We start from the raw sequence: 20,331 nt of genomic DNA, 5'->3' as shown, positions 1-20,331 counted from the left end.
TGTGATGGAGACGGACGGGTCGACTGTACGGCCACACCCGCCCCGCCCGACACCGGATGATGGACTGTCAGGTTCCGCGGGGCCCGCCGGGGGCCCGCTCAGTCCTTCTTGAGACGCTCGTTGAGGGCTTCCAGGACGACCGGCGGCACGAGGTGGGAGACGTCCCCGCCCCAGGCCGCGACCTCCTTGACCAGCGAGGAGGACAGGAAGCTGTAGGTGGGATTGGTGGGGACGAACAGCGTCTCCACTCCGGAGAGGCCGTTGTTCATCTGGGCCATCTGCAGCTCGTAGTCGAAGTCGCTGACGGCGCGCAGGCCCTTGACGATGGCTGGAATGTCGCGCTGCTTGCAGAAGTCGACAAGGAGACCATGGAAGGCCTCCACCTCGACGTTCCCGAACTCGGCGGTGACCTGGCGGATGAGCTCGATCCGCTCGTCGATCTCGAAGAGACCCTTCTTGGCCTTGTTGATCATCACCGCCACGTACACCTGGTCGTACAGCTTGGAAGCGCGGGCGATGATGTCGAGGTGTCCATTGGTGATCGGGTCGAACGACCCGGGACAGACGGCGCGGCGCACTTGTGATCCCTCGCTCTCCGGTCCGGTCATCGTGCGTCTTCGCACGTAGAGGCGGCGCGACCGTACCAAAACGTCCCTTCGCCGTAACGACGGGCCCGGATCGCGTCGAAGCCGTCCGGCCACCGGAATTCTCCGCCTCTGGTGCTGCGCTCCACGGTGACGAGGGCATCGGCCGCTAGCCAGCCCCCCGAGAGGAGTGTGAGCAGAATCTCGCGAAGATCGTCGTCGGAGACCGCGTACGGGGGGTCCAGGAAGACGAGGTCGTACGGGTCCGCCGGCGCCGGGGTCCGGATGATCTGTTCCGCTTTGCCCGCCCTGACCTCGGCGCCGGGGAGGCCGAGCGCCCTGACGTTCTCCCGGACGATGCGCGCGGCCCGGGCGTCGGCCTCGACGAGCAGGGTGTGGCCGGCCCCGCGGGACAGCGCCTCCAGGCCGACGGCGCCCGAGCCGGCGTACAGGTCGAGGACCCGCTCACCGTCCAGCGGGCCGCCGAGCAGGGACTGCCAGGTGGAGAAGAGGCCCTCGCGTGCGCGGTCGGAGGTGGGGCGGGTGCCGGTTCCCGGCGGGACGGCCAGGCGGCGTCCGCCGGCTGCGCCGGCGATCACGCGGGTCATCTCGGGTCCTTGTTCGTCATGGTGGTTACGGATCCAGTTTGGCAGGCGAAGAGGGGGCTGCGTTCGGTTGTGAGCTGCTGCGGGTCCGTAGGGATTGCTCGCGCCCACGCGGCGGAGCCGCATGTCGAGACGGCCCCCGCGCCCCTTTCAGGGGCGCCGGCCTCACCCCTTCTCCAAGTACTGTTCCCTCTCGTCGTCCAGCAAGGCGTCAAGCGCCGTGCGCAGGCCGGGCAGGTGTTCCAGTTCCGGGTCTGCGTCTACCACCGAGGCGGCCTCTTGGCGCGCCTCGGCGATGATCTCCTCGTCGTCGATGACGGCGAGCATGCGCAGCGAGGAACGGGCTCCGGACTGGGCCTGGCCGAGGACGTCGCCCTCGCGGCGCTGTTCGAGGTCGATGCGGGAGAGCTCGAAGCCGTCGAGGGTGGCGGCGACCGCGTTCAGCCGCTGGCGGGCGGCGCTCGCCTCCGGCATCTCGGTGACCAGGAGGCAGAGCCCGGGTGCCGAGCCCCGGCCGACACGGCCGCGCAGCTGGTGCAGCTGCGAGACCCCGAAGCGGTCCGCATCCATGATCACCATCATGGTGGCGTTCGGGACGTTCACGCCGACCTCGATGACCGTCGTCGCGACCAGGACGTCCGTCTCACCGGCGGCGAACCGGCGCATCACGGCGTCCTTGTCGTCCGGTTGCATCCGCCCGTGCAGCACCTCGACCCGGAGCCCCTGCAACGGCCCCTTGGCGAGCTGGTCGGCGATATCGAGAACGGCGAGCGGGGGTCGCTTCTCCGCCTCGTCCTCGGGCGACTTCTTCGCCTTCTTCGGATCGTCCTCCTCGTCGCCGATGCGGGGGCACACGACGTACGCCTGATGACCGCCCGCGACCTCCTCGCGCACGCGCTCCCAGGCCCGCGCCAGGAAGTGCGGTTTGTCGGCGGCCGGCACGACATGGCCGGCGATCGGCGAGCGGCCCGCCGGGAGCTGGTCGAGAACGGAGGTCTCCAGGTCACCGAAGACGGTCATCGCGACGGTCCGCGGAATCGGCGTGGCGGTCATCACCAGCAGATGGGGCGGCTGCTTCCCCTTGCTGCGCAGCGCGTCCCGCTGCTCCACCCCGAACCGGTGCTGCTCGTCGACCACGACCAGGCCGAGGTCGTGGAACTGCACCTTGTCCTCGATCAGGGCATGGGTGCCGATCACGATCCCGGCCTCCCCGGTGACGAGATCGAGCAGCGCCTGCCGCCGCGCGGCCGCTCCCATGGACCCCGTCAGCAACACCACTTTGGTGGCCTGCTCGGCCCCGCCCAGCATCCCGCCCTCGGCCAGCTCCCCCATCATCTCGACGATCGACCGGTGGTGCTGCTGGGCGAGCACTTCGGTGGGCGCGAGCATGGCGGCCTGCCCGCCCGCGTCCACGACGGCGAGCATGGCGCGCAGCGCCACCAGAGTCTTTCCCGAACCCACCTCCCCCTGCAGCAGCCGGTGCATCGGGTGTTCGGTCGCCAGGTCGTCGAAGATCTCCTTCGAGACCTTCTGCTGGCCCTCGGTGAGGGTGAAGGGGAGTCTGGCGTCGAAGGCCGTCAGCAGGCCGTGGGGACCGGGGACGCGGGCGACGGCCGGGAGCTGGGTGTCCGCGTGGCGGCGGCGGGCCAGGGCGACCTGGAGGACGAAGGCCTCGTCCCACTTGAGGCGGGAACGGGCGTCGGCGATGTCCGTCTTCGTGTGCGGGCGGTGGATCTTGAGGAGGGCTTCGGGCAGGGAGACCAGGCCCCGGCCGTCGCGGAGGGAGTCCGGCAGGGGGTCGATGGCCTCCTGGGCGCTCGGCAGCACCGTCTGCACCGACTTGGCGATCTTCCAGGACTCCAGCTTGGCCGTGGCCGGGTAGATCGGGATCAGAGCGCCCGCCCAGCTGTCCACCGTCTCCGCCACGTCCTCGCCCCGCAGCAGCTCGTAGGCGGGATGGGCCAGTTGGAGCCTGCGGTTGAAGACGGAGACCTTGCCCGCGAACAGTGCGCGTGTGCCCGGCAGGAGCTCCTTGTGGGGCTTGTGCACGCCGTTGCCGAAGAAGACCAGCTGGAGGCGGCCGCTGCCGTCGGTGATCGTGACCTCCAGGCGCTGGCCCTTGCCTCGGGGGGCCTTCGCCGAGGCGAAGGTGTGCAGCCGGGCGTCGGCGACCTGGGCGACCACCGTGACGTGCTCGTCCATCGGAAGGTCGGCGAGGTGGGTGAGCTGGCCGCGCTCCTCGTATCTGCGCGGGTAGTGGTGGAGCAGATCTCCGACGGAGTGCAGGCCGAGGTGCTCGGCCATCACCTTCGCGGTGGCGGGGCCGAGCACCTTCTTCAGCGGTTCTTCCAGTGCAGGCACGAGATCCATTGCACACCACAGCACCGACAATGCCGTATACGTCTTGGAAATCCGCTGGTCAGGCGGGTCGTTCGGGGCCTAGGATGGCGCACCCCCCGGCTCGCCTCCGCGGTCACCGCCCCACCGGGACCGCCCGACCCCGCGCCGTCGACGTTCCCCCACCCACGGCGCCGTGACGATGGACTCCCAGACCTCGCAGTCATCACAGGCACCACAGTCACCTCAATCACCTCATACGTTCCAGGTCGACCTGCGCGGTCTGGTGGACCTGCTCTCCCATCACCTCTACTCCAGTCCCAAGGTCTACCTGCGCGAACTGCTGCAGAACGCCGTGGACGCGATCACCGCGCGCCGGGCCGAGCAGCCGGACGCGCCCGGCACGGTCCGGCTGTACGCCGACGGCGGTGCCCTGCGCGTCGAGGACTCGGGCGTCGGACTCACCGAGGCCGACGTGCACAGCCTCCTCGCCACCATCGGGCGCAGCTCGAAGCGGGCCGAGGGGCTGCAGGAGGCCCGCTCCGACTTCCTCGGGCAGTTCGGCATCGGGCTGCTGGCGTGTTTCGTCGTCGCGGAGCGCATCCGCGTCGTCAGCCGCAGCGCCCGTACGCCGGACGCGGCACCCGTGGAGTGGACGGCAACCGACGACGGTTCGTACGTCGTGCGGACGCTGCCCGACGACGCCCGGCCCGAACCCGGCACCACCGTGCATCTGGTGGCGCGTCCCGGCGCCGCCGACTGGCTCTCCGCGGACCGAGTGCGGTCCCTCGCACGGGACTTCGGGTCGCTGCTGCCGTACGACGTCCGGGTCGGCGACGAGGCGATCACGGACCTGCCCGCGCCCTGGGACCGCAAGTATCCGTCCCCCGCCACCCGAAGGGTGGCCCTGGCGCGCCACTGTCACGATCTGTTCGGTTTCACCCCGCTGGACTCGATCGACCTGGACGTGCCGCTCGCGGGCATCCGGGGTGTGGCGTACGTGCTGCCGACCGCGGTCAGCCCGGCGCAGCGGGCGAGCCATCGCGTGCACCTGAAGGGCATGCTGCTGACCGAGCGGGCCGAACAGCTGCTGCCCGACTGGGCATTCTTCGTGCGCTGTGTGCTCGACACGGACAGTCTGCGGCCGACGGCGTCGCGCGAGTCGCTGTACGAGGACGAGACCCTGGCGGCCGTGCGCGAGGCTCTCGGGGAGCGCATCCGGTCGTGGCTGACCGGGCTCGCGGCCGGTGACCCCGAGCGTCTTGCCGCTTTCCTGTCCGTGCACTACCTGGGCGTGAAGTCGCTCGCGCGGCACGACAAGGAGATGCTGCGCACCATGCTGCCGTGGCTCCCCTTCGAGACCACGGACGGGCGGCTGTCCCTGGAGGAGTTCGCGCAGCGGCACCCGGTCGTGCACTTCACGCGGACCGTCGAGGAGTACCGCCAGGTCGCGCCGATCGCGTCGGCGCAGGGCGTCGGGGTGGTGAACGGCGGCTACACGTACGACAGCGAGCTGGTGGAGGCGCTGCCGTCGGTGCGCCCGGGGACGGTGGTCGCCGAGCTGGACGCGGACACCGTGACCGCGCATCTGGACGCGGTGGACCCGGCCGAGGAGCTGGCGCTGTCGGCCTTCCTGGGGGCCGCGCGCGCCAAACTCGATCCGCTGGGCTGCGATGTCGTGCTCCGTGCGTTCCATCCCCTCTCCGTGCCGGCGTTGCACCTCGACGACCGGGCGGCCCGTCACGAGCAGGCGCGTGCGGAGGCGGAGGAGCAGGCCGACGACCTCTGGGCGGGGATCCTGGGCTCGCTGCGGGGCAGCGCTCCCCGGGCGCGTCTGGTCCTCAACCACCTCAATCCGCTGATCCGCAGGATCAGCTCCCTGAAGGACCGGGAGTTGATCGGCACCGCCACGGAGTCCCTCTACGGGCAGGCCCTGCTGATGGCCCAGCGCCCCCTGCGGCCCGCCGACTCCGCGCTGCTGAACCGCGCGTTCATCGGCCTGCTCGAATGGGCCACCCACACCGACTCCCCGGAGGACGGCTCCCGATGAGCCAGGTCATGGACTTCGACTCGCTGCGTCAGGCGATGGCGGACAACTACGAACAGCCGGAGGGCCCGGCACGCAACACGCGCGCGGAGCGGCTGCTCGTGGAGGCGGAGAAGCTGAACATCCCGCTGGCCGTGATCGAGGCTCTCGGGCACCAGCTGAAGGTCTACAACTACAGTTCCGAGAAAGACAAGATGTTCGTCCCCTTCGCGCGTCTGCTGCGCATGTGGGACGAGCGGCCCGAGGACTTCGACGAGTACGAGGCCCACTCGCTGCACTGGGTGTTCAAGTGGATGTCGGCGGGCATGCTGGGCCAGCCGCACATCCCGCTCGCCTCGATGGAGAAGTGGCTGGGCGAGATGGAGCACCGCTACCGGCTGGCCGGCCACTCCGAACGCGCCGTGCGCAGCTCGGAGTTCAGCGTCGCCGCGCATGTCGGGGACCTGGCGCGGGCCGAGCGGGCGTATGCGTCGTGGCTGGCCGCCGACCGCGACGAGATGGCCGACTGCCACGCGTGCGAGCTGCACGACCAGGGGTGGTGGCAGGCACACAAGGGCGAGGACGAGCAGGCGCTGGAGCTGTGGCGGCCGGTCCTCGAGGGCGAGTACGTCTGCGCGCACGAGCCGCACGCCGTGCTGGCCGCTTCGCTGCTGCCGCTGCTGCGTCTGGGCCGCCACGACGACGCGCGGGCGCACCATCTGCGGGGCTTCCGGCTGGTCCGGGCCATGGAGAGCATGCGCAGCTCGTACGCGTACCACGTGGAGTTCTGTGCGCTGAGCGGCAACGAGGCACGCGGCCTCGAACTCCTGGCCGAGCGCCCGGCGTACTTCACGGACTCCGGGGAGCCACGCAGCAAGCTGGACTTCCTTGCAGTGGTGGCGCTGCTGATGGACCTGTTGGTCGAGCGGGGGCTCGGCGAGCGGACGGTTCCCGGCCCGGCGGGGCGGGAGTGGACGGCGCGCGAACTGGCCGTGCACGCGCGCGAGGAGGCGCTGTCGCTCGCCGCCCGCTTCGACGCGCGCAACGGGACGTCGTACGTCAGTGAGCGCACCCGGGAGCGCATGGACCGCCGCCCGCTGGTGGACCGGCTGCCGCTGGGCGTGCGCACACCGCGCCCGGCACCGGTGGCGGCGCCCCCGCCCCTTGCTCCGGCGGCCCTCGAACGCGACCTTCCGGCGCTGCTCGCCGAGGCGCGGCGTCTGTCGGACGCGCTGCATCCGGGCGCCATGGACGCGTGGGCCGCGGTGGCGTGCGCCGCGGAGGCCGGGGAGCTGGAGCCCCGGGACCGCGCGGACCTCGCCGACCACGAGGCCCTGAGCCGTGGCCGGGAGGGCGCCGAACTCTTCGAGCGCGCGGCCGAGTTGTACCTGGCGGCGGACGACCCCGGTGAGGCGCTGGCGGCACGCGCGCGTGCAGCGTTCGTACGTGCCCTGACGGGCCGCCCCGAGGAGGCGCTGGAGACGGTCACCGGGCTGCGCGAGCAGGTGCTCGCCCTCTTCGAGGAGGGCGGTACGGGGGTGCGGCAGACGGCGTCCGTGCTCGTCGGGCGCGCCCGCATCCTGATGCACCGGCTGCAGGAGGGCGAGGGCTCCGCACAGGCCGCCGAGGAGGCCGTACGGGAGCTGCTGGCGTTCGCCGAGCCGCACACGGCCGAGGTGCGGCTCGCGTCCCGGGCCGCCGAGGCGAGGTCCATGCTCGGGGAGCTGGCGGCGGGCGCCGGGAACGTGGAGGCCGCGGCGGAGCTGCTGGCGCGGGCGGCCGAGGAGTATGTGGCGGCGGGCCTGCCGTGGTTCGCGGTGGAGCACGAGGCGCGGCTGGCGCAGATCGCGCGTCAGGTCGGCGACGCGGAGACGGCGGAGCGGGCGGCCCGCGGGGCGTTGGAGCACGGCCAGGGGCTCCTGGAGCCGGTCGGACAAGCCCAGCTGCACCTCCAGCTGGCGGAGGTGCTGGGTGCGTCGGGGCGGTTCGCGGAGGCCGCCGAGCACGCCCTGGAGTCGGCGCACTGGGCCGACGAGGCGGGCGAGGGCCCGACGCTGGGTGCGTGGGCACGGCACCAGCTGGGCGGCTTCCTGCTCCAGTTGGGCCGTTTCGCGGAGGCGGCCGAGGTCCTGGAGTCGGCGCTGCCCGATCTGACCGCCGAGACGCACGGCGACGGGGCGATCGTGCAGACGCAGTGGTGGCTCGGCGACTGCCACACGGAGCTGGGCGAGCACCGCGCGGCGGCGGAACGGTGGCTGCAGGCCGCGGAGATCGCCCGGCACTGGCCGAAGCAGCGCGACCACGCGATGCTGGCGCATCTGGCCGCCGAGGCGTTGGGCCGGGCGGACCTGGACGCGGAGGCGGCCCGGGCGTACGCCCGGGCCGGCGAACTGTGGCGCGAGCTGGGCAACACACACGGCCTGGTGCGCGCCCTGCGGGCCCGGGCATGGCTCGCGGCCGGCGAGGAGACGGGCCCGGACGCGGCGCGGGACCTGATGGCGCAGGCGCTGCAGGAGTGCGCGTCGGCGGCGGAGTCCGCGCAGGACGACGAGACGCGTGACCGCCTTGTCGTGGAACTCGGCAACACCCACCGGCAGTTCGGCGACCTGATCGCCCGGTCGGTCGGCGACGACCCCGACGGGGAGGTGCTGCGGACGGCCTTCGAGGAGGCGCTGACCCACGTCACGGAGGCGATCTCGGTCTTCGCTTCCCTCGGTGCGGGTGCCCTGGACTTCCGTACCGGAGCGGAACTGGCCGCGGGCTGGCTGGAGGCCGATCTGGGCCGCCCGGCCGCGGCGTCGGCACGCGCGCGTGCTGTGCTGTCGGCATACGAGAACTACGGGGACACGGACGGCGGCTCGGAGACGGCCGGGGCGCGGCGGGCGGAGGCGGAGCGGATGCTGGAGCTGATGGAGGCGCAGCCGGACCGGTGACGGTCCCGCCGGGTGCCCGCCCCGTGGAGCGGGTACCCGGTGTCACCCGGACCGAGCACGCCGGGTGCGTGCGGCGCGGATTCAGTGGTTCCGCTTCACTCCACTCCGATCAGCAGCAGCGACCCCTGGCGGCCGCCCCGGTACACCACCGTGTCCACCGCCAGATACGACTCGCGCACCCGGGACTCCAGATACGCCGCGATCGACTCCGGGGCCTCGTCGCCCAGGACCAGGGTGACCATCTCGCCGCCCGCCGCGAGCATGCGGTCCAGAACCGTCTCGGCCGTCCGGGTGACGTCGGAGCCGATGACCGCGACGTCGCCGTCGATGAGGCCGAGGACGTCGCCCGCCTGGCAGATGCCGGCCATCGTCCAGGACTGCCGTTCCGCGACCGCGACTTCGGCGTAGCGGGTCGCCCCCGCCGCCGACGTCATCGCCACGACGTCCTCGTCGAAATGCCGCTCCGGCTCGTGCACGGCCAGCGCCGCTATCCCCTGCACCGCGGACCGGGTCGGGATCAACGCCACCCGGACGCCCTCCGTCCGTGCCTGCTCGGCCGCGGCTGCCGCGGTGTGGCGCAGGTCCGCGTCGTTGGGCAGCAGCACCACCTCGCGCGCGTGCGCCCGCCGTACCGCCTCCACCAGCTCACCGCTCGCGGGCGGCTCCCCTGCCCGGGCGAGCACGGTGGTCGCCCCGGCCTCCTGGTACAGCCCGGCCAGGCCCTCTCCCGGCACCACGGCCACGACCGCGCGCTGGGCCCGCTCGCGCGGCGGGCGTTCGGCGCCCGTGGTGTGCACGTCCCCGGCGGCGAAGTGCGTGATCCGGATCCGGTACGGCCGCCCGGCCTCGACGCCCGCCTCGACGGCGGCGCCCGCGTCGTCGACGTGCACATGGACGTTCCACAGCCCGTCCCCGCCGACCACGACCAGTGAGTCCCCGAGCGCGTCGAGCCGCTCCCGCAGCCGGGCCACGGCCGTGTCGTCGGCCTCCAGGAGGTAGATCACCTCGTACGCGGGCCCGCCGTCGTCCGTGCATTCCCGAGGCGCGTGTGCCGGCTCCCGGGCCGGCGTGTGCGGTGGCACGTCCGTCGCGGCGTCGTGCACGCGCGCGTGGTGGGTGGCTTCCGAGCCGCCGAACGCGGCCGGCGCCTCCACGGTCACCCGCGGCGCCTCTCCCGTGAGCGTCTCCACCAGCGCGGCGAGCACCGCCACCAGCCCCGTGCCGCCCGCGTCGACCACACCTGCGCGCTCCAGGACCGCCAGTTGTCCGGGCGTCGCCGCGAGGGCCGCCCGCGCCCCCACGTACGCCGCCCGCGCGACACTGCCGCAGTCGCCCTCGGCACCGGTGACCGCGTCGGCGGCGGCCGAGGCGACGCTCAGAACAGTGCCCTCCACGGGGTGTGCGACGGCCTCCCGCGCGGAGTCGGCCGCCTGCCGGAGGGCGAGCCGCAGTCCCAGCGCGTCGGCGTGGGCGGTCGCCCCGTCGGCGGCGAGCACCTGCGCCATGCCCCGCAGCAGCTGCGCGAGGATCGTCCCGGAGTTCCCGCGTGCCCCGATGAGCGCCCCGTGCGCCATGGCCCGGACGGCATCGGCGAGCGTCGGCCGCTGCGTGCCGCCCGCTTCGTACCCCGTGAAGACCGCCTCGACGGCAGCCGCGGCCGACTCCACGGTCAGATACAGGTTGGTGCCGGTGTCCCCGTCGGCCACGGGATAGACGTTGATCGCGTCGATCTCCTCGCGCGCCCGCCCCAGCGCCTGAAGCGCGAGACCGCACCAGGTGCGCACCGCGAGAGCATCCAATGGCTGCGGCACCTGCGCCACCTGCGCCTCCTTGAGCTGCTGGACGTGGGAGGCAGCGTAGACCCAGAGCGGGTCCGACCAGGAAGAGGGCCCGGGGGACGCCCGTGAAGGGGCTCCGGGCGGCCCGCTCCGGGGGCCGGGGCGGGGTCCGGGGCAGCCGTGGTAGTTTCGTTCTACGGGCGCAGCCGTTGTATGCTGCTCCGGTTGCCCGATCCAGGTCGGGCCTTCCCCCTGGCAACGCCACTCAGATCCTACGATCTCGATCCCGGCATGCCGGGACTCATCCGTAAGTGCATCTGAAGTCTTTGGAGTGACCCGTGGCTGCCAACTGCGACGTCTGCGGCAAGGGGCCGGGCTTCGGCAACAACATCTCGCACTCGCACCGCCGTACGTCCCGCCGCTGGAACCCGAACATCCAGCGTGTGCGTACCGTGGTCGGCGGGACGCCGAAGCGCGTGAACGCTTGCACCTCGTGCATCAAGGCCGGCAAGGTCGCGCGCTGACGCCATCCCCCAAGCTCTCGGCTTCGCTCGAGCAGGGGGGACCCCCATGCGCGCGGCCACCGCTGGTTCGCCGCACTGAGCCGGTCCACGGACGTGGACCGGCTTTTTGCTGTGCCCACGCGGCCACGGCCTGTAAGAATCCGCGGCATGCGCTTCGGTATCCTCGGCCCCCTCGACGTCCGCACCGAAGACGGCACCCCGCTCGACCCCGGCGGCCCCCGCCCCCGCGCCCTCCTCACACTGCTGCTCCTCGGCGCCGGTCGGACCGTGTCCACGGAGCGCCTCACCGAGGGCCTGTACGGCGACGAGCCGCCCACGGGCGCGGCCAACGCCCTCCAGTCGCAGATCTCCCGCCTCCGCAAGCGGCTCGGCCCGCACACGGAGATAGAAGCGACCCCCACCGGCTACCGCCTGCCCGTCTCCCCCGACACCGTCGACGCCCACCGCTTCGAGCGGCTCGCCCGGGAGGGCTCCTCGGCCCTCGCGGGCGGCGACCACCGAGAGGCCGCGGCAACGCTCCGGGACGCGCTCGCCCTGTGGCGCGGCCCCGCCCTCGCCGACCTCCCCGATGCCCACGCACCGCGCACCCGCCTCGAAGAGCTGCGGCTCGCCGCCGTGCAGGACCGCATCGAGGCGGACCTCGCCCTGGGCGGCGACTCCGGCCTCGTCCCCGAGCTGCGCGAACTGCTCGCCGCGCACCCGCTGAGCGAGCGGCTGTACGGGCTGCTGATGCGGGCCCTGCACGCGGGCGGGCGGCCCGCCGAGGCGCTCACGGTGTACGAGGAGGCCCGGCGCACGCTCGCCGACGAGCTCGGCGCCGATCCCTCGCCCGAGCTGTCCGCCCTCCACCAGGCTCTCCTGCGCGGCACGGACCCCGACCGGAGCGCCCGGCTTCCGGCCCCGCTCACCCGTTTCATCGGCCGCGCCCCGGAACTCGCCCGCATCCACGATCTCCTGGTCTCGCCCGGCACCCGGCTGGTCACGCTCACCGGGCCCGGCGGGGCGGGCAAGACCCGGCTGGCCACGGAAGCGGCGCGCAGGTATGCCGAAGCCCACGGCGGAACTCGCGCGGGCGCCCGCACGGACGGCACGCACGCAGGCACCGGCGTAAACGCTTGCGCAAGCGTTTACGCGCCCGCCCGCCCCACCACCCCCGACGTCTGCTTCGTCGAGCTCGCTCCTCTCACCGACGGCTCCCGGATCCCGTATGCCGTCCTCACCGCGCTCGGCGTGCGCGACGGGTTCCGGGGGCCCACCGCGGACGCCACGGAGCGGCTCCTGGACGCCCTCGCGGACCGTGAGGTGCTGCTGGTGCTGGACAACTGCGAGCACCTGGTGGAGGACGCGGCGCGGATCGCCGCCCTGCTCCTCGGCACCTGCCCCGGCGTACGGGTCCTGGCGACCGGACGCGAGGCGCTGGGGATCACCGGTGAGGTGCTGTGCCCGGTGCCGCCGCTGCCGCCCGAGCACGCGGTACGGCTCTTCCTGGACCGGGCGCGCGCGGTGCGGCCCGGTTTCGAGGGCCACGCGCGCGTGACGGACGTCTGTGCCGCGCTCGACGGGCTGCCGCTGGCCATCGAGCTGGCCGCCGCCCGGCTGCGCACCCTGACCCCGGACGAACTGGCCGACCGCCTGGGCGACCGGTTCCGGCTGCTGTCCCGGGGCGACCGCACCAAGGCGCCCCGGCATCGCACCCTGCGTGCGGTCGTGGAGTGGAGCTGGGACCTGCTGGACGACGAGGAACGGGAACTGGCGCGCCGCCTGTCCGTGTTCTCCGGGGGCGCGACGACGGCTTCGGTCGAGGCGGTGTGCGGGGTCCCGTATCCGGAGGACCTGTTGGCGTCGCTGGCCGAGAAGTCGTTCCTGGAGGTGACCGACGGCCGCTATCGGATGCTGGAGACGATCCGGGCGTTCGCCGCCGAGCACCTCGTGGAGGCGGGCGAGCGGGAACGGATGCGGGACGCGCACGCCGCGTACCACCTGCGGCTGGCCGAGCGGGCGGAGCCGTACCTCCGCAGCGGCGAGCAGCTGCCCTGGCTGGCCCGGCTGACCGCCGAGCACGGCAACCTGGACGCGGCGCTGCGCCACCTCGTGGCCACGGCTCCCCGGGACGCCCTGCGCCTCATGGCCCACCTGTCCTGGTTCTGGCGGCTGCGCGGTCCGCACGGCGAGCAGGTGCCGGTCGCCCGCGCGCTGCTCGCGGCCGTCGGTGACGAACCGCCCGCGGGTCTGGCCGAGGAGTACGCCCTGTGCGCGATGAACACCGTCACCGGACGCGGCGACGACCCGGCCGAACCCGACCGCATCGCGCGCGTGGCCGAGGTCATGCGTGCCCTGGACAGGCCGCTGCGGCTGCCGTTCACCATGGTTCTGTGGGCGCTCACCGGCGGCCCGTTGTTCTCCGCGGACGAGAAGCTGAGGGCCGTGCAGATCGGCGACGACCCATGGGGCCGCGCGCTGCTGGACCTGGGGCTCGCCTACCAGGCGCAGTTCGCGGGCCGTGCCGCCGACTCGGAGGCCGGCTTCCTGAGCGCCCTGGCCGGCTTCCGCGCGACCGGCGACCGCTGGGGCATGGCCAACTGCCTCGATCCGCTGGGCGGCTTCGCCGACTGGCGTGGCGAACACGGGCGCGCCCTGGAGCTTCTCGACGAGGGCCTGGCGCATGTCAGGGAGCTTCAGGCGCCGGAGGAGATGGCGGACCTGCTGCGCACCCGGGCGATCGTGCTGCTGCACCGCGGCGACTTCGAGGGCGCGGCCGCCCACTTCGAGGACTCGGGCGCCCTCGCCCGCACCGCCGGTGTCCCCGACAAGGTGGCCGCCGCCCGGCGGGGCCTCGGTGACGTGGCCCGGCTCTCCGGTGAGACCGCCCACGCGCGCGTGGAGTACGAAAGGGCCCTCCAGGCGTGCGCCGCCAACTGGTTCAGCATCGGGGAGAGCGTCCGTATCCTCATCGGGCTCGGCCGCACGGCCGCCGCCGAGGGGCGCGTGGCGGAGGCACGCGACTGGTTCGGGCAGGCCGCCGGCCTCGCCGCGGAGGGGCCGGGTGGGCTCGAACTCGCCGAGACCGCCGAGGCGTTGGCGTCCGTCGCCGAGTCCCCCGAGCGCGCCGCCGTCCTCCTCGGCGCCGCCACGGCCCTGCGGGGCGCGCCGCTCCTGGGCGACCCCGATGTCGTACGCACCGAGCGGTCAACCCGCAAGAAGCTGTCCCCCGAAGCGTATGAAAAGGCCTTCGACCAGGGACGACGTCTGCGGTCAGCGGCGGTCAGCGAACGGTAGGAACACGGTCAGCGCCGCCTTCGAAACTCGTGCCCATGACGAACACACACGACATCGGCAACCTGAACGTCCTCGTCTCCGGCGCCAGCGTCGCCGGACCGGCCGCCGCCCTGAACCTCGCCCGGTACGGCGCCCGCGTCACAGTCGTCGAGAAGGCGCCCGCCCTGCGCACGGGAGGCTTCGCGGTCGACTTCCGCGGACACGTGCACCGCAGGGTGCTGACCGAGATGGGCATCTGGGACGACATCCACGCCCACCAGACCCACATGGGCCGGCAGACGGTCGTGGGCCCCGACGGCACCCCGCGCGTCGACCTGCCGGCCGAGATGATGAGCGGCGACGTGGAGATCTTCCGCGGCGACCTCGCGCGGATCATGTATGAGCGCACCAAGGACCGCGTGGAGTACGTGTTCGGCGACTCCATCGCCACGCTCACCGAGACCCCCGACGGCGTCGACGTCACTTTCGAGCGCGGCGCGCCCCGCCGCTTCGACCTCGTCGTCGCGGCGGACGGACTGCACTCGCACACCCGTGGCCTGGTCTTCGGCGACGAGTCCCGCTACCTGCGCTTCTTCGACCACTACGTGGCCGGGTTCGACGTCCCCAACCATCTGGGCCTGGACCGCACGGGACGCGTCTACAGCGAGCCCGGCCGCGCGGTCGTGATCGGCAACTACGACGGCGATCCGGACCGCGCGGGCGCGCTGCTCGTCTTCCGCTCCGAGCGGCTGACGTACGACCGCCGGGACGTCGCCGCGCAGAAGAGGATCCTCGCCGAACGGTTCTCGGGGATGGGCTGGGAGGCGCCGACGGTACTCAAGGCCCTGGAGGACGCCGACGACCTGTACTTCGACGCGATCGCCCAGATCCATGTCGACCGCCTCTCCAAGGGGCGCGTGGTGCTCCTCGGGGACGCCGGATACGGCGCCACCATGGGCGGGATGGGGACGGGCGTGGCGATCGTCGGCTCGTACGTCCTGGCCGGCGAACTCGCGCTTGCGGGCGGCGACCACCGCAGCGCCCTGGCCGCGTACGAGGCGCGGATCCGGGACTTCGCCAAGGGCTGCCAGAAGATCTCCGGCAACGCGGGCCCGTTCTTCGCCCCGGCGACCGAGCGCCGCATCCGCAGCCGGGACCGGATGTACCGGCTGCTCAGCTCGCGCCCCCTGGCCGGCTTCCTCAAGCGGCTGACGCAGAAGGCGGCGACGGACATCGAACTGCCCGAGTACCCCGCGTGACGGCGCCGGCCGCCCCGCGAGTGAGCCGAAGGGGCGTGCCGGCAGGCGCATATCGACACGGCGGCGCCCCGGAGGCGAACGCGCCGAAGAATCAGGCCTCGATGTCCCCGAAGTGGTCCCAGCCGCCCTTGCTGGTCCACGGCGCCCCGTCGACCGTCACCTGGGGCAACGCCGACAGGTTGAGCACCTCGCCGATCACCTTCCAGCGCGCCGGGAGCTTCACGTCCGGCGGGAAGGTTGCCACGATCGCGTGGTCCTCACCCCCCGTGAGCACCCATTGGATGGGGTCGACGCCCACGGCCTGCCCGATGTCGTTCATCTGGGAGGGGATGTCGATGGCGCCGGAGCGGATGTCGATCCGCACCTTGCTCGCCTCGGCGATGTGCCCGAGGTCGGCGATGAGCCCGTCACTGACGTCGCACATCGCGGTCGCGCCCAGTCCCGCCGCGGCCGGACCCGCGTGGTACGGCGGCTCGGGGCGCCGGTGCGCCTCGACGAACGCGCGCGGCGAGCGGAAGCCGCGGGAGAGCACCGCGTGCCCGGCCGCGGACCAGCCCAGCCAGCCGGTGACGGCGACCACGTCGCCCGGCTGGGCACCGGCCCGGGTGACCGGCTCGTGGTTGCGCAGATCGCCGAGCGCGGTGATCGAGATCATGATCGTGTCGCCGCGTACGACATCGCCGCCGACCACGGCCGCACCCGCGACCTGGCACTCGTCGCGCAGGCCGTCCATCAGCTCGGTGGGCCAGGCGGCGGGCAGTTCGGCGGGGACGACGAGGCCGAGCAGCAGCGCGGTCGGCACGGCGCCCATCGCGGCGATGTCCGCGAGGTTCTGCGCGGCCGCCTTGCGCCCGACGTCGTACGCGGTGGACCAGTCACGGCGGAAGTGCCGTCCCTCCAGGAGGATGTCGGTGCTCGCCACCACACGGCGGTCCGGCGCGGCGACCACCGCAGCGTCGTCGCCGGGGCCGACCCGGACCGCCGGGGTGGTGGTGAGGCGGGAGGTGAGCTCCCTGATGAGCCCGAACTCGCCCAGCTCCCCCACGGTGCCCTTCATCGTCGTACGTCCCCTTCTCTTGCCTGCCGCGCCCGGTCGCGAGCCGTCATCGTCCTCGATACGGTCGAGTCGACCGTCAACTTGTGTCGCCGGTGTTCCCCGGCGCTCACGCCACAGCCCCCGCGGGTCTCCCCGTGGCGAGCGGCGACGCGATACCGTGGCGTCCCTTCTCCCCACATGATCCTCGTGGCCGCCCTGGAGGTTCCGTGGTACAGGCGTACATCCTGATCCAGACGGAGGTCGGCAAGGCGTCGACCGTCGCCGAGACGATCAGCAAGATCCCTGGGGTCATCCAGGCCGAGGACGTGACGGGTCCCTACGACGTCATCGTGCGCGCCCAGGCAGACACCGTCGATGAACTGGGCCGCATGGTGGTCGCCAAGGTCCAGCAAGTGGACGGCATCACCCGCACCCTGACCTGCCCGGTCGTGCACCTGTAGCCCCCGTCTACCCTGGGCCGGTGAGCATCTTCCGTCACCGGCTTCTCGGTCTGCCCGTCTTCGCCCTGCTGATCGTCGCAACGGGCTGCTCCTCAAGCGACGACAGCCCGTCCGCCGCGGTTCCCAGCCCGGACGCGAAGGTCGCGAAGCTGTGCCAGAACCTGGACAAGGTGCTGCCGCGGAAGGTGGAAGACCGCGACCGGAACGATCCCGAGCCCCGGTCCGCGCTCACGGCGGGCTGGGGAAGCCCGGCGATCATACTGCGCTGCGGCGTTCCGCGGCCCGCGCAGATGAGCGACTCGGAGGCGGACGGCGTCGAGGTCAATGACGTCGGCTGGCTGCTGCAGAAGGAGAACGACGGATCGTTCCGCTTCACCACGACGCTGCGCCAGGCGTACGTCGAGGTGAGCATCCCGAAGGCACGCACGGGCGGAGGCATGGCACCGCTCGTCGATGTGGCCCCCGCCATCAAGAAGGCGATCCCCAAGGGGATCGCCTTCTAGTGCGTCTCTTCCTACCTGAGGCCCGTTGAACGCCGCAGGGCCGACTGGATCAGGCGGTCCACCAGATCGCCGTAGCCGATCCCGCTCGCCTGCCACATCTGCGGGTACATGGAGATCGGCGTGAAGCCGGGCATCGTGTTGATCTCGTTGATCACGAACTCCCCGTCGTCGGTGAGGAAGAAGTCCGCACGCACCAGGCCTTCGCAGGACGCGGCCTCGAACGCCTCCACCGCGAGCCGCTGGACCTCGGCGGTCTGCTCGTCGGTCAGCGGCGCGGGCACGATGCCGGGCGTCGAATCGATGTACTTCGCCTCGAAGTCGTAGTACGCATGCGCGTCCGGCGGCGGGATCTCGGCGGGCACCGAGGCGCGCGGCCCGTCCTCGAACTCCAGGACTCCGCACTCGATCTCGCGGCCGCGCACGGCCGCCTCCACGAGGATCTTCGGGTCGTGCCGCTGGGCCTCGGCGATCGCCTCGTCGAGGCCGGCGAGGTCGTCGACCTTGGTGATGCCGATCGACGAACCCGCGCGCGCGGGCTTCACGAACAGTGGCCAGCCGTGCTCGCCCGCGAAATCGATGATCTTCTTGCGGGCGGCGGACTCGTCGCGCTGCCACTCGCGCGGCCGGATCACCACGTACGGGCCGACCTTGAGCCCGAACGTGGTGAACACCCGCTTCATGTACTCCTTGTCCTGACCGACGGCCGAGGCGAGGACGCCCGAACCGACGTACGGGACGCCGGACAGCTCGAGGAGGCCCTGGAGGGTGCCGTCCTCGCCGTACGGACCGTGCAGCACCGGGAAGACCACATCGACCTCGCCCAGCGCCTTGGGCACCGAACCGGGCTCGCTGTAGACCACTTCACGGCTGGCGGGGTCGACGCTCAGGACGACGCCGCCCTCGTGCGATTCGGCGAGATCGTCGACGCTGGGTGTCCGGCGGTCGATGATCGCCATGCGCTCCGGTTCGTCGGCGGTGAGCGCCCAACGGCCTTCCCGGGTGATACCGATCGGCAGGACGTCGTACTTCGTCCGGTCGATGGCGCGCAGCACCGCGCCGGCGGTGACCATGGAGATCCCGTGTTCGGAGCTGCGGCCGCCGAAGACGACGGCGACGCGCGGCTTGCGAGGCGGCTGCTCAGGGCTCTGGGGGAGGTTCTCGGTGCTCATATCGCGTTGAGAGTACCCGTAGGCAGTGCCCTGAGACAGCGCAGGCGGCGCGGGTTCGCTCAGCGTCGTTCGGGCTTCGCGCTGCGCGACATCAGTTCCTTGAGTGCGACCACCGGCGGCTTGCCCTCGTGGACGATGCCGACGACCGTCTCGGTGATGGGCATGTCGACGCCGTGCCGACGGGCCAGATCCAGTACGGACTCACAGGACTTGACGCCCTCCGCGGTCTGCCTGGTGACCGCGATGGTCTCCTCGAGGGTCATGCCCTTGCCGAGGTTGGTGCCGAAGGTGTGGTTGCGCGAGAGCGGCGAGGAGCAGGTGGCCACCAGGTCCCCGAGGCCCGCGAGTCCCGAGAAGGTCAGCGGGTCGGCGCCCATGGCGAGTCCGAGCCGGGTGGTCTCGGCGAGTCCGCGCGTGATGAGCGAGCCCTTGGCGTTGTCACCGAGGCCCATGCCGTCCGCGATGCCGACCGCCAGGCCGATGACGTTCTTGACCGCGCCACCGAGTTCACAGCCGACGACGTCGGTGTTGGTGTACGGCCGGAAGTACGGCGTGTGGCAGGCGGCCTGGATCCGCTGTGCGACGGTCTCGTCGGTGCAGGCGACCACGGCGGCGGCCGGCATGCGGGCGGCGATCTCCCGGGCCAGGTTGGGTCCGGTGACGACGGCGACGCGTTCCGGGCCGACCTTGGCAACGTCCTCGATGACCTCGCTCATCCGCATGGCGGAACCGAGTTCGACACCCTTCATCAGGGAGATGAGGATCGTGTGGGGCGCCAGCAGGGGCGTCCACTCGGCGAGGTTCCCGCGCAGGGTCTGCGAGGGGATCGCGAGTATCGTGAAGTCGGCGTCGCGCGCGGCCTCGGCAGGGTCCGTGGTGGCCCGCAGGTTCTCGGGGAGTTCGACGCCCGGCAGGTAGTCCGGGTTCGTACGGGTCGAGTTGACGGCCTCGACGAGTTCGGCGCGGCGTGCCCACAGGGTGACCTCGCACCCGGCGTCGGCGAGCACCATGCCGAAGGCCGTCCCCCACGATCCCGTGCCGAACACGGCCGCCTTGACCGGCTTGCTCACTGGCCCTGCTCCTCCTTCTGCCGTGCCTGCTCCTGTGCGGCGCTGCGGCGGCGCTGCTCGATGCGCACCTCGCGCGGGTCGTACGGCTTCTCCGGCGCCTGCTCGCCGCGGATCTGCTCCAGCTGGCGGGTGATGGCAGCCATGATGACCTCCGTCGCCTCCTTCAGGAGCTCCGGGGACATGTCCTTGTCGTAGAAGCGCGTGAGGTCCACGGGCGGGCCCGCGAGCACATGGTGGGTCTTGCGCGGAAAGAGGTTGGGTTTTTTGGCATACGGCGGCAGCAGGTCGTTGGCGCCCCACTGGGCGACGGGGATCACCGGGCACTTGGTCTGCAGGGCGACACGGGCGGCACCGGTCTTGCCGGTCATCGGCCACTGGTTCGGATCCCGGGTGATGGTGCCCTCGGGGTAGAACGCGACGCACTCGCCGCGCTCCACGGCGTCGATCGCGGCCCGGAAGGCGCTGAGCGCGTCCGTGCTCTCGCGGTAGACGGGGATCTGCCCGGTGCCACGCATCGCGGCGCCGACGAATCCCTTCTTGAAAAGGCCGCTCTTGGCGAGGAAACGCGGAACACGCCCCGTGTTGTACTGATAGTGGGCGTAGGCGAAGGGGTCCACATGGGAATTGTGGTTCACCGCTGTGATAAATCCGCCCTCGGCCGGAATGTTCTCCATTCCGCGCCAGTCCCGCTTGAGCAGAACCACCAGCGGTGGTTTGCAGAGGACCGCTGCGAAGCGGTACCAGAAGCCGATTCTGCGGCGGGGCACGCGGACACCTTCCTCTAGGGACCC

15 protein-coding genes are annotated in these 20,331 nt (G+C 72.2%); 7 read left to right on the top strand and 8 right to left on the bottom strand.

Annotation, left to right across the window (positions count from 1 at the left end; genetic code table 11):
• Positions 1-98: 98 nt before the first annotated feature.
• The 3 genes from coaD to recG form a co-directional block, all read right to left on the bottom strand.
• On the bottom strand, positions 99-578 hold the full coding sequence (coaD, locus tag ABT186_RS37020; protein ID WP_351235270.1) for a pantetheine-phosphate adenylyltransferase: 480 nt from the start codon (positions 576-578) through the stop codon (positions 99-101).
• Positions 579-604: 26 nt separating this feature from the next.
• Complete coding sequence (gene rsmD, locus ABT186_RS37015) at positions 605-1,192, bottom strand: 16S rRNA (guanine(966)-N(2))-methyltransferase RsmD (RefSeq protein ID WP_351235260.1); 588 nt, start codon at positions 1,190-1,192, stop codon at positions 605-607.
• Positions 1,193-1,354: 162 nt separating this feature from the next.
• The gene (gene recG, locus ABT186_RS37010; RefSeq protein WP_351235258.1) at positions 1,355-3,559 is read right to left on the bottom strand and encodes an ATP-dependent DNA helicase RecG; all 2,205 of its coding nucleotides are present in this window, start codon (positions 3,557-3,559) and stop codon (positions 1,355-1,357) included.
• Positions 3,560-3,728: 169 nt separating this feature from the next.
• Between recG and ABT186_RS37005 the strand changes: the two genes are divergently transcribed.
• On the top strand, positions 3,729-5,576 hold the full coding sequence (locus ABT186_RS37005; RefSeq protein ID WP_351928854.1) for an HSP90 family protein: 1,848 nt from the start codon (positions 3,729-3,731) through the stop codon (positions 5,574-5,576).
• A complete protein-coding gene (locus ABT186_RS37000; RefSeq protein ID WP_351928844.1) occupies positions 5,573-8,485 on the top strand; it encodes a tetratricopeptide repeat protein in 2,913 nt (970 codons plus the stop codon). The genes ABT186_RS37005 and ABT186_RS37000 overlap by 4 nt, the downstream gene beginning before the upstream one ends.
• 95 nt (positions 8,486-8,580) lie before the next feature.
• Here ABT186_RS37000 and ABT186_RS36995 read toward each other — a convergent pair whose 3' ends face one another.
• On the bottom strand, positions 8,581-10,305 hold the full coding sequence (locus tag ABT186_RS36995; RefSeq protein WP_351235254.1) for a DAK2 domain-containing protein: 1,725 nt from the start codon (positions 10,303-10,305) through the stop codon (positions 8,581-8,583).
• Between the two features lie 296 nt (positions 10,306-10,601).
• On the opposite strand from ABT186_RS36995, the gene rpmB reads away from it, so the two are divergent.
• The 3 genes from rpmB (at position 10,602) to ABT186_RS36980 (ending at position 15,301) form a co-directional block, all read left to right on the top strand.
• Positions 10,602-10,787 carry a 50S ribosomal protein L28 gene (gene rpmB / locus ABT186_RS36990; protein ID WP_220646355.1) on the top strand — a complete coding sequence of 62 codons (186 nt, stop codon included), beginning with the start codon at positions 10,602-10,604 and terminating at the stop codon, positions 10,785-10,787.
• A gap of 147 nt (positions 10,788-10,934) precedes the next feature.
• Entirely contained in the window at positions 10,935-14,063 is a 3,129-nt protein-coding gene (locus tag ABT186_RS36985; RefSeq protein WP_351928842.1) for an AfsR/SARP family transcriptional regulator, read from the top strand.
• A gap of 35 nt (positions 14,064-14,098) precedes the next feature.
• Positions 14,099-15,301, top strand: coding sequence for an FAD-dependent monooxygenase (locus tag ABT186_RS36980; protein WP_351234738.1), 1,203 nt, complete (start codon positions 14,099-14,101; stop codon positions 15,299-15,301).
• Positions 15,302-15,392: 91 nt separating this feature from the next.
• On the opposite strand, the gene ABT186_RS36975 is transcribed toward ABT186_RS36980, so the two are convergent.
• Entirely contained in the window at positions 15,393-16,358 is a 966-nt protein-coding gene (locus tag ABT186_RS36975; RefSeq protein ID WP_351234737.1) for a thiamine-phosphate kinase, read from the bottom strand.
• Between the two features lie 206 nt (positions 16,359-16,564).
• Between ABT186_RS36975 and ABT186_RS36970 the strand changes: the two genes are divergently transcribed.
• Positions 16,565-16,798: an Lrp/AsnC family transcriptional regulator gene (locus tag ABT186_RS36970; RefSeq protein ID WP_028802415.1), complete on the top strand. Its 234-nt coding sequence runs from the start codon at positions 16,565-16,567 to the stop codon at positions 16,796-16,798.
• A 20-nt stretch (positions 16,799-16,818) separates the two neighbouring features.
• On the top strand, positions 16,819-17,301 hold the full coding sequence (locus tag ABT186_RS36965; protein WP_351234736.1) for a DUF3515 domain-containing protein: 483 nt from the start codon (positions 16,819-16,821) through the stop codon (positions 17,299-17,301).
• A gap of 11 nt (positions 17,302-17,312) precedes the next feature.
• On the opposite strand, the gene ABT186_RS36960 is transcribed toward ABT186_RS36965, so the two are convergent.
• From ABT186_RS36960 to ABT186_RS36950, 3 genes are read right to left on the bottom strand one after another with little or no spacing between them, the layout of a single operon-like run.
• A complete protein-coding gene (locus tag ABT186_RS36960; protein WP_351928840.1) occupies positions 17,313-18,470 on the bottom strand; it encodes a D-alanine--D-alanine ligase family protein in 1,158 nt (385 codons plus the stop codon).
• A 59-nt stretch (positions 18,471-18,529) separates the two neighbouring features.
• Complete coding sequence (locus ABT186_RS36955; RefSeq protein ID WP_351234732.1) at positions 18,530-19,540, bottom strand: NAD(P)H-dependent glycerol-3-phosphate dehydrogenase; 1,011 nt, start codon at positions 19,538-19,540, stop codon at positions 18,530-18,532.
• Positions 19,537-20,307 carry a lysophospholipid acyltransferase family protein gene (locus tag ABT186_RS36950; RefSeq protein ID WP_351234730.1) on the bottom strand — a complete coding sequence of 257 codons (771 nt, stop codon included), beginning with the start codon at positions 20,305-20,307 and terminating at the stop codon, positions 19,537-19,539. Before ABT186_RS36950 ends, ABT186_RS36955 begins: the two co-directional genes overlap by 4 nt.
• Positions 20,308-20,331 lie beyond the last annotated feature (24 nt).

Origin of the sequence: Streptomyces sp. NPDC001634, from assembly GCF_040298185.1 — a bacterium.
Classification (GTDB): domain Bacteria; phylum Actinomycetota; class Actinomycetes; order Streptomycetales; family Streptomycetaceae; genus Streptomyces.
The sequence above is the reverse complement of the archived record's forward strand: the minus strand, read 5'-3'. Positions and strand labels throughout refer to the sequence as shown.